12 protein-coding genes are annotated in these 14,459 nt (G+C 61.7%); 11 read left to right on the top strand and 1 reads right to left on the bottom strand.

What is annotated here, in order from left to right; genetic code table 11:
- The first annotated feature begins 63 nt into the window (after positions 1–63).
- From RDL77_RS10025 to RDL77_RS10010, 4 genes are read left to right on the top strand one after another with little or no spacing between them, the layout of a single operon-like run.
- Positions 64–1,092: an HlyD family efflux transporter periplasmic adaptor subunit gene (locus RDL77_RS10025; protein ID WP_288192703.1), complete on the top strand. Its 1,029-nt coding sequence runs from the start codon at positions 64–66 to the stop codon at positions 1,090–1,092.
- Positions 1,089–2,861, top strand: a complete 1,773-nt coding sequence (locus RDL77_RS10020) for an ATP-binding cassette domain-containing protein (protein WP_288192702.1) — start codon at positions 1,089–1,091, stop codon at positions 2,859–2,861. Before RDL77_RS10025 ends, RDL77_RS10020 begins: the two co-directional genes overlap by 4 nt.
- Positions 2,858–3,997 carry an ABC transporter permease gene (locus RDL77_RS10015; RefSeq protein WP_288192701.1) on the top strand — a complete coding sequence of 380 codons (1,140 nt, stop codon included), beginning with the start codon at positions 2,858–2,860 and terminating at the stop codon, positions 3,995–3,997. Before RDL77_RS10020 ends, RDL77_RS10015 begins: the two co-directional genes overlap by 4 nt.
- A 7-nt stretch (positions 3,998–4,004) precedes the next feature.
- Positions 4,005–5,126: an ABC transporter permease gene (locus RDL77_RS10010; RefSeq protein ID WP_288192700.1), complete on the top strand. Its 1,122-nt coding sequence runs from the start codon at positions 4,005–4,007 to the stop codon at positions 5,124–5,126.
- Positions 5,127–5,166: 40 nt separating this feature from the next.
- Here RDL77_RS10010 and RDL77_RS10005 read toward each other — a convergent pair whose 3' ends face one another.
- Positions 5,167–5,748 carry a TetR/AcrR family transcriptional regulator gene (locus RDL77_RS10005; protein WP_223611332.1) on the bottom strand — a complete coding sequence of 194 codons (582 nt, stop codon included), beginning with the start codon at positions 5,746–5,748 and terminating at the stop codon, positions 5,167–5,169.
- A gap of 168 nt (positions 5,749–5,916) precedes the next feature.
- On the opposite strand from RDL77_RS10005, the gene RDL77_RS10000 reads away from it, so the two are divergent.
- From RDL77_RS10000 to RDL77_RS09970, 7 genes are all read left to right on the top strand, one after another.
- On the top strand, positions 5,917–7,137 hold the full coding sequence (locus RDL77_RS10000) for an efflux RND transporter periplasmic adaptor subunit (RefSeq protein ID WP_223611333.1): 1,221 nt from the start codon (positions 5,917–5,919) through the stop codon (positions 7,135–7,137).
- A gap of 38 nt (positions 7,138–7,175) precedes the next feature.
- Entirely contained in the window at positions 7,176–10,397 is a 3,222-nt protein-coding gene (locus RDL77_RS09995; RefSeq protein ID WP_288192699.1) for an efflux RND transporter permease subunit, read from the top strand.
- A 636-nt stretch (positions 10,398–11,033) separates the two neighbouring features.
- A complete protein-coding gene (locus tag RDL77_RS09990; RefSeq protein ID WP_223611335.1) occupies positions 11,034–11,291 on the top strand; it encodes a hypothetical protein in 258 nt (85 codons plus the stop codon).
- A 112-nt stretch (positions 11,292–11,403) separates the two neighbouring features.
- Positions 11,404–11,703 (top strand): hypothetical protein, encoded by a 300-nt coding sequence (locus RDL77_RS09985; protein ID WP_223611336.1) that lies wholly within the window; start codon positions 11,404–11,406, stop codon positions 11,701–11,703.
- Between the two features lie 181 nt (positions 11,704–11,884).
- Entirely contained in the window at positions 11,885–12,532 is a 648-nt protein-coding gene (locus RDL77_RS09980) for a VOC family protein (protein WP_288192698.1), read from the top strand.
- A gap of 110 nt (positions 12,533–12,642) precedes the next feature.
- A complete protein-coding gene (locus RDL77_RS09975; protein ID WP_288192697.1) occupies positions 12,643–13,500 on the top strand; it encodes a sulfite oxidase heme-binding subunit YedZ in 858 nt (285 codons plus the stop codon).
- 49 nt (positions 13,501–13,549) lie between these two features.
- Positions 13,550–14,459 (top strand): pyridoxal phosphate-dependent aminotransferase (locus RDL77_RS09970; protein WP_288192696.1); only part of this gene is annotated, 910 nt, incomplete at its 3' end.

Genomic DNA, 14,459 nt, shown 5'->3' with positions numbered 1-14,459 from the left:
GATTAAAAGTTCAAATTGAAATTCAAATTTGACATAATGCGCACACGGCCTGTATGATGGCGCATGAGCAAAATCATCCGTCTCCTGCTTCCGCTGATCCTCATCGCCGCCCTCGCCGGCGGAGCCTGGTGGTACTATCGCCCGTCATCGGCGAACGATGCGCTGACGCTGTACGGCAATGTCGACCTGCGGCAGGCATCGCTTGCCTTCAATGGGTCGGAGCGGATTGCCGAGGTGCTGGCGGAAGAAGGCGATGTGGTGGGCAAGGGCCAGGTGCTGGCGCGGCTCGATACCAGCCGCCTCGCCCCGCAGGTGCAGCAGGCGGAGGCAACGGTCGCCGCCCAGCAGGCCGCCCTGCTCCAGCTGAAAAACGGCAGCCGGCCTGAGGAAATCGCCCAGGCCCGCGCCAATCTGGTGTCGGCACAGGCCGATGCGCTGAACGCCAAGGCGCAATTCGAGCGCCAAAGCGTACTGACCGCCAATGCCACCGCCAGCAAGCAGGACCTCGATACGGCGCGCGCGGCGGCGGCGGTTGCCGACGCCAAGGTGGACGTGGCGCAAAGTGCGCTGGCGCTTGCCATCGCCGGTCCGCGTGTCGAGGAAATCAGCCAGAGCGAAGCGCAGTTGCGCGGCAGCGAGGCGCAACTGGCACTCATGCGCCAGCAGCTTGCCGATGCGCAGCTTTTTGCGCCGTTTGATGGCGTCGTGCGCTCGCGGCTGATGGAACCGGGCGAGATTGCAGCGCCCAGCAAACCGGTGTTTTCGCTGGCAACGCGCGGCACGAAATGGGTGCGCGCCTATGTCTCCGAAACCAATCTCGGCCATCTGCGCCCCGGCATGCGGGCCAGGATCACCACGGACAGTTTTCCCGATCAGCCGCTGGACGGCTGGGTCGGCTTCATCTCGCCGGTAGCGGAGTTCACCCCGAAAACCGTGGAGACGACCGACCTGCGCACCAGCCTCGTCTATGAGGTGCGCGTCTTTGTCGAGGACCAGAAGGATGTGCTGCGGCTCGGCATGCCGGCCACCGTCACGTTGCGGCCGGATGCCGCGCCGCACGCGATTGCGCCAATGGCGGACACAAAACCATGACCGCCGCCGCGCCAGCCTCCCCCGTCACGGCGCGGTCCATTCACAAGACGTTCCACCGCGATACCGGCGAAACGGTCAAGGCGCTCGACGATGTCTCGTTTGAGGCGCGCCACGGGACGGTGACCGCCCTTGTCGGGCCCGACGGCGCGGGCAAGACGACAATCCTGCGGCTGATGGCCGGGCTGATGGCGGCCGAGAGCGGCGAACTCAAGGTGCTCGGCATCGATGTCGCGGCCGATCCGCAGGCGGTGCAGAACCGCATCGGCTACATGCCGCAGAAATTCGGTCTTTATGAGGATCTGAGCGTTCAGCAAAATCTCGATCTTTATGCGGACCTGCATGGCATCACCCCGGACCAGCGCCGCGAGATCTATCCGCGGCTGATGGACATGACCAATCTTGGCCGTTTCACCGAACGGCTGGCGGGAAAACTGTCCGGCGGCATGAAGCAGAAGCTCGGTCTTGCCTGCACGCTGGTGCGCTCGCCGGAATTGCTGCTGCTCGATGAGCCGACCGTCGGCGTCGATCCGCTGTCGCGGCGGGAACTGTGGCAGATCGTGCTGAAACTGGTGCGCGAAGACGGCCTGACGGTCATTGTCAGCACCTCCTATCTCGACGAGGCCGAGTTCTGCGACCATGCGGTCGTCATGCATCTGGGCAAGGTGCTGGCGCAGGGCAAGCCCGACGAGATCACCGCCCGCGCGAAAGGCAATGTGTTCATCGCCGCGCCGCAGGACGGCATGAATGCCCGCTCGCTGCAGGCGCGGCTGTTCCGCCATGACGGCGTGGTGGATGCGGTGCCTGAAGCAGGCAAGGTGCGCATCGTCCGGCAACCGGGTTTCAACGGCAAACTCAGCGTCGACGGCCGGCCCGTGGCGCTGACCGCAACCCCGCCGCGTTTCGAGGATGGCTTCATGGTGCTGTTCAGCGCCGTGGCGGGCGAAGGCCATTCCAGCAGCCTGGAGCTGCAGCGCGCGGCAGACTCAGCACGCAAGGATGAGATTTCCGTGGAGGTGCATGATCTCGTGCGCATGTTCGGGGATTTCGCCGCGGTGAACCATGTCAGTTTCCGGGTGAAGCGCGGCGAGATCTATGGGCTGCTCGGGCCGAACGGCGCGGGCAAGAGCACCACATTCCGCATGCTGTGCGGGTTGATTCCCGCAACCAGCGGAACATTGCGGGTTGCCGGTGCGGATTTGCGCACGGCGCGGGCGGAGGCGCGGCAGAATCTGGGCTATGTCGCGCAGAAATTCTCGCTCTATGGTGATCTCTCGGTGGACGAGAACCTGGATTTCTTCGCCAGCGCCTATGGCCTGCGCGGCGCGAAAAAGCGCGAACGCATCGACTGGTCGAAGCAGCAGTTTGAACTCGGTGAACTGGCGACGCTGCCGAGCGGCCAGTTGCCCGGCGGGTTCAAGCAGCGTCTTGCCATGGCCGCCGCGCTGTTGCACGAACCGGATATCCTGTTCCTCGACGAGGCGACGAGCGGTGCCGATCCCCTCGCCCGACGCGAATTCTGGGGGCGCATCACCGCGCTGTCGGAACAGGGCGTAACGGTCATCGTTACCACGCATTTCATGGAAGAAGCGGAATATTGCGACCGGATCATGATCATGGATGCCGGGCGCAACCTTGCCGAGGGAACGCCCGCCGACATCCGTGGCCGCGCCAAGCCGCAGGACGGGCGCGAGCCGAACATGGAGGATGCATTCATCGCCATTGTCGAGGAATCGCGCAGCGCCGCTGAAACAAGGGGCAAGGCCGCATGACCGCCGCATCGCAGCATTCGGGCAGCCTGCGGCGCATCCTGGCGCTGGTGCGCAAGGAATCCTGGCAGGTGATCCGCGATCCCAGCAGCATCGCCGTCGGCATCGTCATGCCGATGATGCTGCTGATCCTGTTCGGCTACGGCCTGTCCTTCGATCTGAAGAACCTGCCGGTCGCCCTCGTGATGGAAGAGAATTCCGCCGAAGCGCGCGGCGCGGTGTCGGGTTTCGAGCTTTCGGACTATTTCCAGACCCATCCGGTCAAGACCATGGCGGAGGCCGAGCGGCTGCTCAAGGACAAGACCGTCAGCGGTATCGTGCGCATTCCGCCGCAATTTGCCCGAAACGTTGCGCTGGGCAATGGCGATATCCAGATCGTCGTCAACGGCACCGATGCCAATACGGCGCGCATTTCGCTGGCCTATGCGCAAGGCGCCGTTGCCACGTGGCTGGCGCGGCAGGCGGCCGAAGGCAGGATCACAAGTAATGGCGCTTCGGTGGATATACAGACGCGGCTCTGGTTCAACGAGGCCAATGAAAGCAGCTATTTCCTCGTGCCGGGGCTGATCGTGCTGGTCATGACGCTGATCGGCGCACTCCTGACCGCGCTCGTCATGGCGCGGGAATGGGAGCGCGGCACCTTCGAGGCCCTGTTCGTCACGCCGGTGCGGCCGGTTGAAATCCTGCTCGGCAAGATCATTCCCTATTTCGTTCTCGGCATGCTCGGGCTGGCATTGTCCGTTGTCGGCAGCCAGATTCTGTTCCATGTGCCGCTGCGCGGCTCGCTGTGGATACTCGTCATCGTCTCGATGCTCTATCTGATCGTGGCGCTCGGTATCGGCCTGCTGATTTCATCGGTCACCAAGAGCCAGTTCGTTGCCAGTCAGGTCACCCTCGTCGTCACCTTCCTGCCCGCAATGATGCTGTCCGGCTTTATGTTCGACATCCGCAGCATGCCGCTCGTCATCCAGTTCATCACCTATATTTTCCCCGGCCGCTATTTCGTCAGCGTGCTGCAGACCCTGTTTCTGGCCGGCGATATCTGGGGGGTGATCCTGCCCAACGCCGCGGTGCTTGCGGTGATGGCAACGGTGCTGATGGCCGCTTCCGTGCGGGCAACGCGCAAGAAACTCGGGTGAGGCAGCCATGATCCAGTCGCTCTTCCGCATCATCGCCCTCATCCGCAAGGAATTGCTGGCCATGCTGAAGGACCCCAAGAGCCGCATCGTGCTGGTGGTGCCGCCGATCATGCAATGCCTGGTCTTCGGCTATGCCGCGAGCTACGACCTCAACAACGTGCCCTACGCCCTCCTCGATCACGATCACAGCGCCGCCTCGATGGCGCTGGCCGCACGGTTCGATGGTTCCGCCACGTTTACCCGCATTGCCACTCTGCAGCGGACAGGCGATATCGCCGGTTACATCAACAACAGGCGCGTTCTGCTGGTTTTGGTCATCGATCAGGACTTTGAAAAGAACCTGATGGCCGGAAAGCCTGCCCAGTTGCAGGTTATCGCCGACGGGCGCAATTCCAATACGGCGGGCACGGCGCAGGGCTATGTCAGCGCCATCGTGACGGATTTCACCCATCGCTGGCGTGCCGAGAACGGCCAGGCCGCCAATACCGGAATCACGGTGACGACACGCGCCTGGTACAATCCGAGCCTGGAGACGCGCTGGAACATGATCCCGTCACTGATCGGCACCATCACCATGATGATGACGATGATGCTGACCGCCATGTCCGTGGCGCGCGAGCGGGAGGCGGGAACGCTGGACCAGTTGCTGGTCACGCCCTTCCGCCCCTCCGAAATCATGGTGGGCAAGGCCCTGCCGTCGATGATGGTGGGCACCACGCAGGCAACGCTCATCCTGCTCGTCGCGCAGCTGTGGTTCCAGATCCCCTTCGCCGGGTCCTACCTCATTCTTTATATGGGATTGATCCTGTTTCTGGCGGCAGCGGTCGGCATCGGGCTTTTCCTGTCGTCGCTGGCCGCGAACATGCAGCAGGCGATGATCTTTTCCTTCGTGCTCTTGATGCCGTTCATGCTGCTGTCGGGCCTGACGGCGCCCATCGGCAACATGCCGGATATCCTGCAATATTTCACGCTGATCAATCCGCTGCGCTATGCCATCAGCATCACGCACCAGGTCTATCTGGAAGGTGCAGGGATTCGCCAGCTCCTGCCGGAAATGCTGGCGCTCATCGGCATTTCGGTGGTGACACTGCCGGTTTCATCCTGGCTGTTCCGTCACCGGCTGGTGTGAAAATCCTGCACGAACTGCAGAAAATGCCAATCGTCCGTGATCAGCCCGGCCAGCAGCGCATGGCGATATCAATGAGCCTGTAGAGCTCTTCCCGCGCGGTTCCGCTCGATGCCTGTACCGCGGTACCCTGGGATATGGTCATGATAAACCGGGCGATATCTTCCGGATCGCACTCGGTTTTCAGGTCACCCTCGCGTTTCGCCCGGGCAAAACGCCGCGCCAGCGCCTTCTGGCCCATATTGCGCTTTTCGATGATGGTTTTCTGGATGGCGGCGGCGGCATCGCTGCAGCCCATGGCCGCATTGATTCCCATGCACCCCGAGGGATTGCAGTCGCAGGTCTGCGCATCGGCAAAGCCGTGCAGAATATCCATTGCGACGGTGCGTGCGTCCGGCTGCTCCAGCGCTTTCCAGAAAAACGCCATGTAATTCTGCTCATAGCGCTCGAGCGCCATGCGGAACAATTCTTCCTTGTTGCCGAAGGCGCCGTAAAGGCTTGGCTTGGTTATACCCATGCCGTCCGTCAGGTCAGTGATGGATGTGCCCTCGTAGCCCTTGCGCCAAAAAAGTTCGAGCGCAGTCTGCAGTGCCTCATCGGCATCAAATTCCCTCGGCCGTCCCATGGACAAGACTCCCTAGAAGAAATATACCGCTCGGTATAAAATCCAATTGACAGCCACCGTACCGCAGCCTTATATCTCGTTTTATACCGATCGGTATCGATCGTCAACGATCCAATTTCGTTTAGCCACTCCCAATGGCGATACAACTTTCAAAGCAGGATGACCACGATGTCAATCAGCACTTACAAAAGATCACTCTATGTCGGCGGCTTTATTGTGGCGCTGGCAGCCGTGGGTTCGACCCAACTGTTCGATCTTGGCAAGAGCCATGCCGAAACCAGCAAGCAGGCCGCGCCCGTGGCGACGCCCGTTTCCGTCGCTGTCGTCCAGCCGAAGCTCATCACCCGGTGGAGCGAGTTCTCCGGCCGCCTCGAAGCCATCGACCATGTCGACCTTCGTTCGCGCGTCGCCGGGGCCATCCAGTCCATCGCCTTCAAGGAAGGTGCACTGGTCAAGCAGGGCGACCTCCTCGTCAAGATCGATCCGGCTCCCTATGAAGCCGAGGTCGCGCGGGCAAAGGCCGCCGTCAGCGCCGCCGAATCGAAACTGTCCCTTGCCAAGAACGAATTGGAACGCGGCAAGCGCCTGATCGATTCGCGCACCGTGTCCCAGAGCGACTATGACCAACGCATCAATGTGCAGAGCGGCGCACAGGCCGATCTCGAAGCGGCACAGGCCGGACTCAAGACCGCCATGCTCAACCTCGATTACACGGAAATCCGTGCGCCCATCAGCGGCCGCGTCGGCCGCATCGAAATCACCGCCGGCAATCTGATCGCCTCCGGTCCCAGCTCGCCGCTGCTGACCACCATCGTCTCGATCAGCCCGATCTACGCCAGCTTCGAGGCCAATGAGAACACCGTGGCACAGGCCCTCGCCGACCTGCCGCAGGGTCTCAACAGCCGCGATTTCTCCGACCGCATCCCCGTCGTGATGGATGTTTACGGCCAGAGCGACGTGAAGGGCAAGCTGCAGCTGATCAACAACAGCGTCGATGTCGCCAGCGGCACGGTCAAGGTACGGGCAGTGTTTGACAATGCGGACGGCAAGTTCATGCCGGGCCAGTTTGCCAAGCTGCGCATGGGCACGGCCAACGAAAAGCAGGAACTGCTTGTCGATGAAAAGGCTGTCGGCACCGACCAGAGCAAGAAGTTCGTCATGGTGGTCAACGACAAGAACATCGTCGAATACCGCGAGATTTCGCTCGGGGCACCGGCGGAAGGCCTGCGTATCGTCACCAGCGGCCTGCAGCCGGACGAAAAGATCGTCGTCAACGGCCTGCAGCGCATTCGTCCCGGTTCGCTCGTCGCTCCTGAAATGGTCGCCATGGGCGCTGCAGCACACAATTTGCAGGCCTTGGCCACCGATCCAGCCAAGACACAACAGTAATCGCAGCAAAGCCCCGCAACGGGCAGGCGGATAGTGATATGAATATCTCCAATTTCTTCATCGACCGCCCGGTCTTCGCGGGCGTTCTGTCTTTCGTGATTTTCCTTGGCGGCCTGATCGCCCTGACGGCCATGCCGGTTTCGGAATATCCGGATGTCGTGCCGCCATCCATCGTGGTGCGCGCGCAATATCCGGGTGCCAACCCGAAGGTCATTGCCGAAACCGTGGCAACGCCGATCGAGGAACAGATCAACGGCGTCGAAGGCATGCTCTACATGGGCAGCCAGGCAACCACCGACGGCCAGATGACCCTGACCGTGACCTTCGCCATCGGCACCGACCCCGACAAGGCGCAGCAGCTGGTGCAGAACCGTGTTTCGCAGGCGGAACCCCGCCTGCCGGAAGAGGTGCGCAGCCTCGGCATCACCACGGTGAAGAGCTCGCCGGACCTGATGCTGGTGGTCAATCTTATTTCGCCCAACAACCGCTATGACATCACCTATCTGCGCAACTACGCGCTGATCAACATCAAGGACCGGCTCGCCCGCATCAACGGTGTCGGCGACGTGCAGCTGTTCGGCTCGGGCGATTATTCCATGCGCGTGTGGCTTGATCCGCAGAAGACGGCGGAGCTCGGCCTGTCGGCAACGGATGTTCTCAATGAAATCCGCGCGCAGAACGTCCAGGCCGCCGCCGGCGTCATCGGCGCCTCGCCCAGCCCCAACGGCGTTGACCTGCAATTGTCGGTGAACGCGCAGGGCCGCCTGCAGACCGAGGAAGAATTCGGCCAGATCATCGTCAAGACCGCCGCCAACGGCGCGATCACGCATTTGCGCGATATCGCCCGTATCGAGCTTGGCGCTGCCCAGTATTCGCTGCGCTCCCTGCTCGACAACAAGCCGGCCGTCGCCATCCCCGTTTTCCAGGCACCGGGCTCCAACGCCATCCAGATCGCCGATCAGGTGCGTGCCGTCATGGACGAGATGAAGCTGACCATGCCGGAAGGCGTCAGCTATGAGATCGTTTATGATACGACGCAGTTCGTCCGCGCCTCCATCGAGGCTGTCGTGCACACGCTGCTGGAAGCCGTGGTGCTCGTCGTTCTCGTGGTCATTCTGTTCCTGCAGACATGGCGCGCCTCGATCATCCCGTTGATTGCGGTTCCGATCTCGATCATCGGTACGTTCGCCGTCATGCACCTCTTCGGCTTCTCGGTGAATGCGCTGAGCCTGTTCGGCCTCGTGCTCGCCATCGGCATCGTGGTGGATGACGCGATCGTGGTGGTGGAAAACGTCGAACGCAACATCGAAAACGGTCTGGCGCCACGCGCGGCAACCGTTCAGGCGATGCGCGAAGTGTCGGGTCCGATCATCGCCATTGCGCTGGTGCTGGTGGCGGTTTTCGTGCCGCTTGCCTTCATCAGCGGCCTGACCGGGCAGTTCTACCGCCAGTTCGCGCTGACCATTGCCATCTCGACCGTCATCTCCGCTTTCAACTCGCTGACCCTGTCCCCGGCCCTCGCCGCCCTGCTTCTGAGGGGCCATGACGAGCCGAAGGATGCGCTGACGCGGTTCATGGACAAGACGCTGGGCTGGCTGTTCCGCGGCTTCAATACCGTGTTCACACGCGGCGCCAACGGCTACAGCCGGGGCGTCACCGCCGTCATTTCGCGCAAGACCGTGATGATGGGCATCTATATCCTGCTGATCGGTGCGACAGCCTTCATGTTCAAGAGTGTTCCCGGCGGGTTCGTGCCGCCGCAGGACAAGCAGTATCTCGTCGGCTTCACCCAGCTGCCGGATGGTGCAACGCTTGACCGCACGGAGGCCGTCGTTCGCCGCATCGGTGACATCGCCCTGAAGATTCCGGGCGTGCAGAGCACCATTGCGTTCCCCGGCCTGTCGATCAACGGTTTCACCAACAGCTCCAATGCCGGTATCGTCTTCGTCTCGCTCAAGCCATTCGAGGAGCGCAAGACGCCTGACTTAAGTGCCGGAGCGATTGCCAAGGCGCTGAATATGCAGTTGTTCGGCATCAAGGAATCGTTCAGCGCCGTCTTTCCGCCGCCGCCCGTGCAGGGCCTCGGCGCCATCGGCGGCTTCAAGTTCCAGATCGAGGACCGCAACGGCCTGGGCTATCAGGCACTGGACGATGCCACCAAGGCGTTCCTTGCCAAGGCTGCCGCCGCTCCGGAACTCATCGGCCTGTTCTCCAGCTATCAGATCAACGTTCCCCAGCTTTACGCCGATGTGGACCGTGCCAAGGCACGCCAGCTCAACGTCTCGCTGCCGGAAATCTTCAACACGCTGCAGATCTATCTCGGCTCCGTCTATGTCAACGACTTCAACAAGTTCGGGCGCACCTATTCGGTCCGCATGCAGGCCGATTCCGGCTTCCGGGCGAAGGCTGAAGACATTGGCGACCTGAAGGTCCGCTCGGGTTCGGGTGAAATGATCCCGCTGTCGGCCCTGCTCAAGGTGCAGTCGAGTGCCGGACCCGACCGCGCCATGCGTTACAACGGCTTCCTCGCGGCCGATGTGAACGGCAACGCGGCGCCGGGCTTCTCTTCCGGACAGGCGCGTGCCGCCGTCGAACGCATCGCCGCCGAGACCTTCCCGGCCGGCATCGGCTATGAATGGACGGAGCTTACCTATCAGGAGATCATCGCCGGCAATTCCGCCTACCTGATCTTCCCGCTGTCGATCCTGCTGGTGTTCCTGGTGCTGTCGGCCCAGTACGAAAGCCTGTCCCTGCCGCTGTCGATCATCATGATCGTTCCGCTCGGTTTGCTCGCCGCCCTCTTCGGCGTCTGGCTGACCGCCGGTGACAACAACGTCTTCACGCAGATCGGGCTGATCGTGCTGGTGGGTCTCTCCGCCAAGAATGCCATCCTGATCGTGGAGTTTGCGCGGGAACTGGAGTTCGCGGGATCAACGCCGTTCAAGGCGGTGATCGAAGCCAGCCGCCTGCGGCTGCGCCCGATCCTGATGACCTCGCTTGCCTTCATCATGGGCGTGGTTCCGCTCGTCACCTCGACGGGCGCCGGTTCGGAAATGCGCAGCGCCATGGGCGTGGCCGTGTTCTCCGGCATGATCGGCGTGACGCTGTTCGGCCTGTTCATGACACCGGTCTTCTACGTGCTCGTTCGCGCCATGACCGGCAACCGGCCGCTCAAGCATGCGAGTCAGGGAAGCCACTTCGACGGCGAATCAAGCCACAATTCGGCCACGGTTCATCCCGCCCCGGCTCCGGCCGAGTAAAAAAAGACGCGCGGTGCGCAGGTTTTTCCGCCTGTGCACCGCGCGAATCAAGTCACTGAAACCACATTGTTTTCTTCGGCATTGACAGGCAAAAGGCCCACCGGACGGGCCGTTCACAAAGACGTTTGGGGCCTGAACGTGCTTTTTGGGGTGACAAAAAGTTTCAAGCTGTTACAGTTGCGTGACCAAGCCGACTATCGGCACTGACGAGCATGACCGGGTTTCGCGTTCCGCGGAGGTCGTTTAAATCAGGAGCAGACTTTGACAAGCGTTGCACCAGCCAATGACAACAGAAAGATCAGCGACGGATTCTTCCCTCTGGTCTTGTTCCTTGTGGTCACAGAAATCGCGGCAACCGTGCTGCTGACTTTGCCAAATTGGTATTGAAACCCAAACCGGCGGAAGCCAGCATGTCGATCCTGCCCCTGCTGGCGGGAATGATCATTATCGTGATGCTTGCCGGCGTCCTCATCGTCTGACCGGACTTTACTTTCCAGAACATTTTTGCCTCTCCGGCAATTCCTCCATCCAATCGATCAATTGGGATAACACGAGCGGATGCTCTGTGATAATCTCGGCCTGTTGAACTGATTTGGTCGCCGTCTCGCGCAGGAGAACGGCGGCATGGAGAGCCCAATGAAACGTGCAACCTGTTCGGTGTTGCTTCTCATTCTGTTCGTTGCCGGATGCCAGACCATTACCCCGGAGGAACGGCGCGCCATCGATGGCCGCACCTGTTCGTCCTATGGTTTCAAGCGGGGCACCGACGCCTTTGCCCGCTGCCTGCTCGACCTTGAACTGGACCGCCGTGCCACAAGCCGGGCTCAATTCGATGACATGCGATTCAATTCTCCGCCCCTGATTATCTATGGGGGCCGCCATTACCGCTGGTAAGTTATAAACAGGGGACAGCACTGTCCCTTGACGGGTTTTGAAACTTCACGAAAAGGTCGTGAACTCTTTTGGCACCCGTCAAAACACAGACGAATCAAGAAGGATAATATTGATGCGAAGCCTGTTTTTTGCCGTAGCGGTGGCTGCGGGACTTTTTGCTGCTGAAAGCCAGGCGCAAGGTATGCCCAATGCCGCTGCCCCCAGTGTCAATGCTCCCGGTGCCAATGCGCAAGCCACACGCGTTCGCCCTGAACAGGATGCCATGTCCGCGCGCGTCCGGAAGAACAGGCCGGCCAAACGGACCTATGCGCGCGAAGAAAGCCGGCGGCAGCTGACCGCGGAATATAATCGCCGCGCCCGGGTTTTCGGCCGGGCCAGCGCCGACCGCTGGCTGGCGACCCAGCGCCCCTGACCTATCCCTGCCATTGCCTCCCGTACATCTGCCGGTGACCCGTCGGCGGATTTTTTGCTGTTGCGGGCCCGTCTTGACAAAGACCGCTGGTTCGCACGACTATTGCCGGGCTGCGTAGGGCGCATCGACGTGCGGTCGAAAGGGCAATGCCCGCCTGCGTCAAATGACAACAGATGCGCCAATGCCGAACCTCGAAAACCTCAGAAAGCAAGCCAAGCAGTATCTGCGCTGGCATCGTGAACGGTACCATCCCGTTGCCGCCGAAATCCGGGCCGCCCTGCCGCGGTTCCGGCATCTCGATGACAAGGACGTGTTGGATGCGCCGTTCAGGCTCAGCGATGCGCAGGAACTTGTGGCACGCCAGCGCGGTTTCGAGGGGTGGCAGGCGCTCCTATCAGGAGCCCCGACCATGAGCACCCCCAACCATCAATCTGCGCCGCGCGCCGTCCTCAGTTCCATTGCTGCCCAGCTTTTCGTCGCCGATATCCAGCGATCATGCGACTTCTACACCGGCAAACTCGGCTTTGCCGTTGATTTCCTCTATGGAGAGCCGCCCTTCTACGGACAACTCATCCGCGACCGGGCCAAGCTTGCCTTGCGGCTGGTCTGCGAGCCTGTCTTTGCCGGCGATATCCGCAGCCGGGAGCATCTGCTTTCCGCCGCGATCGCCGTCGACAGCGCGGCTGAGATCAAGCAGCTTTTCCTCGACTTCCAGGCGGCGGGTGTGTCCTTTCACCAGACGCTGAAGAAGGAGCCGTGGGGGGCGCGAAACTTCATCGTGCTCGATCCGGACGGCAATCTCATTCTGTTTGCCGGCCCGGCTGACTGAACGGCCGGATTGCGCGCCCCGGACATCCCCGGCATTTTCACGGCTTGTTGTCTTGTCACTGCCGGATTCCTGTGGATGTAAGGAGCCTTGTGATCAGGGAAAACAGCGGCGTGATCAAGTTTCCATGGAATGACCGGGCAGGAAAGCCGTCGGCCATCAAAATCGCAGCCCTCATTGCTGCCTTTCTCCCTCTGGTGTTCATCACCACGGGCTACAAGGTCAATATTCTCGGGCCGAGGCCGATCACGGAAGCCATTCACCAGACCGGCGACTGGGCGATCCGCTTCTTCCTGATCTCGCTTGCCATAACGCCGCTGCGCAACATCACCCGCTGGAACAGGCTTATCCTGATCCGGCGCATTCTCGGCCTCACCGCCCTCGCCTATGCCGCCCTGCACTTCTCGCTCTATATCGCCGACCAGAACGGCAATCTGCTGCGGGTGGCCAGCGAGATCTGGCTGCGCATCTATCTGCTGATCGGCTTCACCGCATTGCTTGGCCTGGTTGCGCTCGGCGTGACCTCCACCGATGGCATGATCCGGCGCATGGGCGGGAACTGGAACCGGCTGCACATGCTGGCCTATCCGCTGGCGGCGCTCGGCGTCCTGCACTTTTTCATGCAGTCCAAGGCGGATGTCACGCAGGCGACGCTGATGGCGGGTTTTCTCATCGCGCTGCTGCTCTACCGCTTTGCCCATGCGCGCGGCTTTGCCCTGTCTTCGCCGTGGACGCTGCTTGCCATTGCCGTGCTGGCAGCGCTCGGAACCGCGCTTGCCGAATATGCCTGGTTCGCGCTTGCCACCCGAATTCCGCCGATGCGGGTGCTGCTGGCCAACCTCTCCTTCGCCTATTCGATCCGCCCGATGTGGTGGGTCCTGGCGGCGGCGCTGCTTCCGGCCCTGTGGGTTGGCATAAAGCCGGCGGTCAACCGGCAAGGCCGCAAACTCAATCCTGTTACACCGAAATAAGAGACAGGTTTTGCTTTTCACCGCCGGAAAAAATGCTATCGCTGTGGCCATGGAACCGCAGCTTACCCCCCTGATTGAATCGCTCCCCTCCACCGTGCCCTTCGTCGGACCGGAAACACTGGAACGCCAACGCAACCGGCCGTTTCGCGCCCGGCTTGGCGCCAATGAGAACGGGTTTGGACCGGCACCATCGGTGATCGCAGCCATGCGCGACGCCGCGCCGGAGGTGTGGAAATATTGCGACCCGGAGAATTTCGACCTGAAGGCGGCGCTCGCTGCGCATCTCGCCGTCACGCCGCGCAATATCGTGGTCGGCGAAGGCGTCGACACCCTGCTGGGGCTGACCGTTCGCCAATATGTGCGCGAGGGAACGCCGGTTGTCACCTCGCTCGGCGCCTATCCCACCTTCAACTTTCATGTGGCCGGGTTCGGCGGGCGGCTTGTCACTGTCCCCTACCGAAACGACCGGGAAGACCTCGATGCCCTGTTGGACGCTGTCATTCGCGAAAAGGCGCCGCTGGTCTATTTTTCCAATCCCGACAACCCCATGGGGACATGGCGCGAGGCAGCGGCGATCGAAGCCTTCATCGCCGCCCTGCCCGAAACCACCCTGCTGATCCTCGACGAAGCCTATGGCGAGACCGCCCCGGCCTCCGCCCTGCCCGCCATCGACGTCTCGCGGCCCAACGTGCTGCGCATGCGCACTTTTTCCAAGGCCTATGGCCTGGCCGGCATGCGCTGCGGCTATGCCCTTGGCGCGGAAAGCCAGATCACCGCCTTCGATAAGATCCGCAACCATTTCGGCATGAACCGCATGGTGCAGATCGCCGCGTTGGCTGCCCTTGCCGACCAACCCTATCTCAATGCCGTGGTGGCGCGGATCATTGCCGGGCGCGACCGTATCGCGGCCATCGCCGCCAGGAACGGCCTTGCCGCCATCCCCTCCGCCACCAATTTCG

The sequence above is a fragment of the uncultured Phyllobacterium sp. genome (assembly GCF_902479695.1).
Taxonomy (GTDB): domain Bacteria; phylum Pseudomonadota; class Alphaproteobacteria; order Rhizobiales; family Rhizobiaceae; genus Phyllobacterium; species Phyllobacterium calauticae.
The sequence above is the reverse complement of the archived record's forward strand: the minus strand, read 5'-3'. Positions and strand labels throughout refer to the sequence as shown.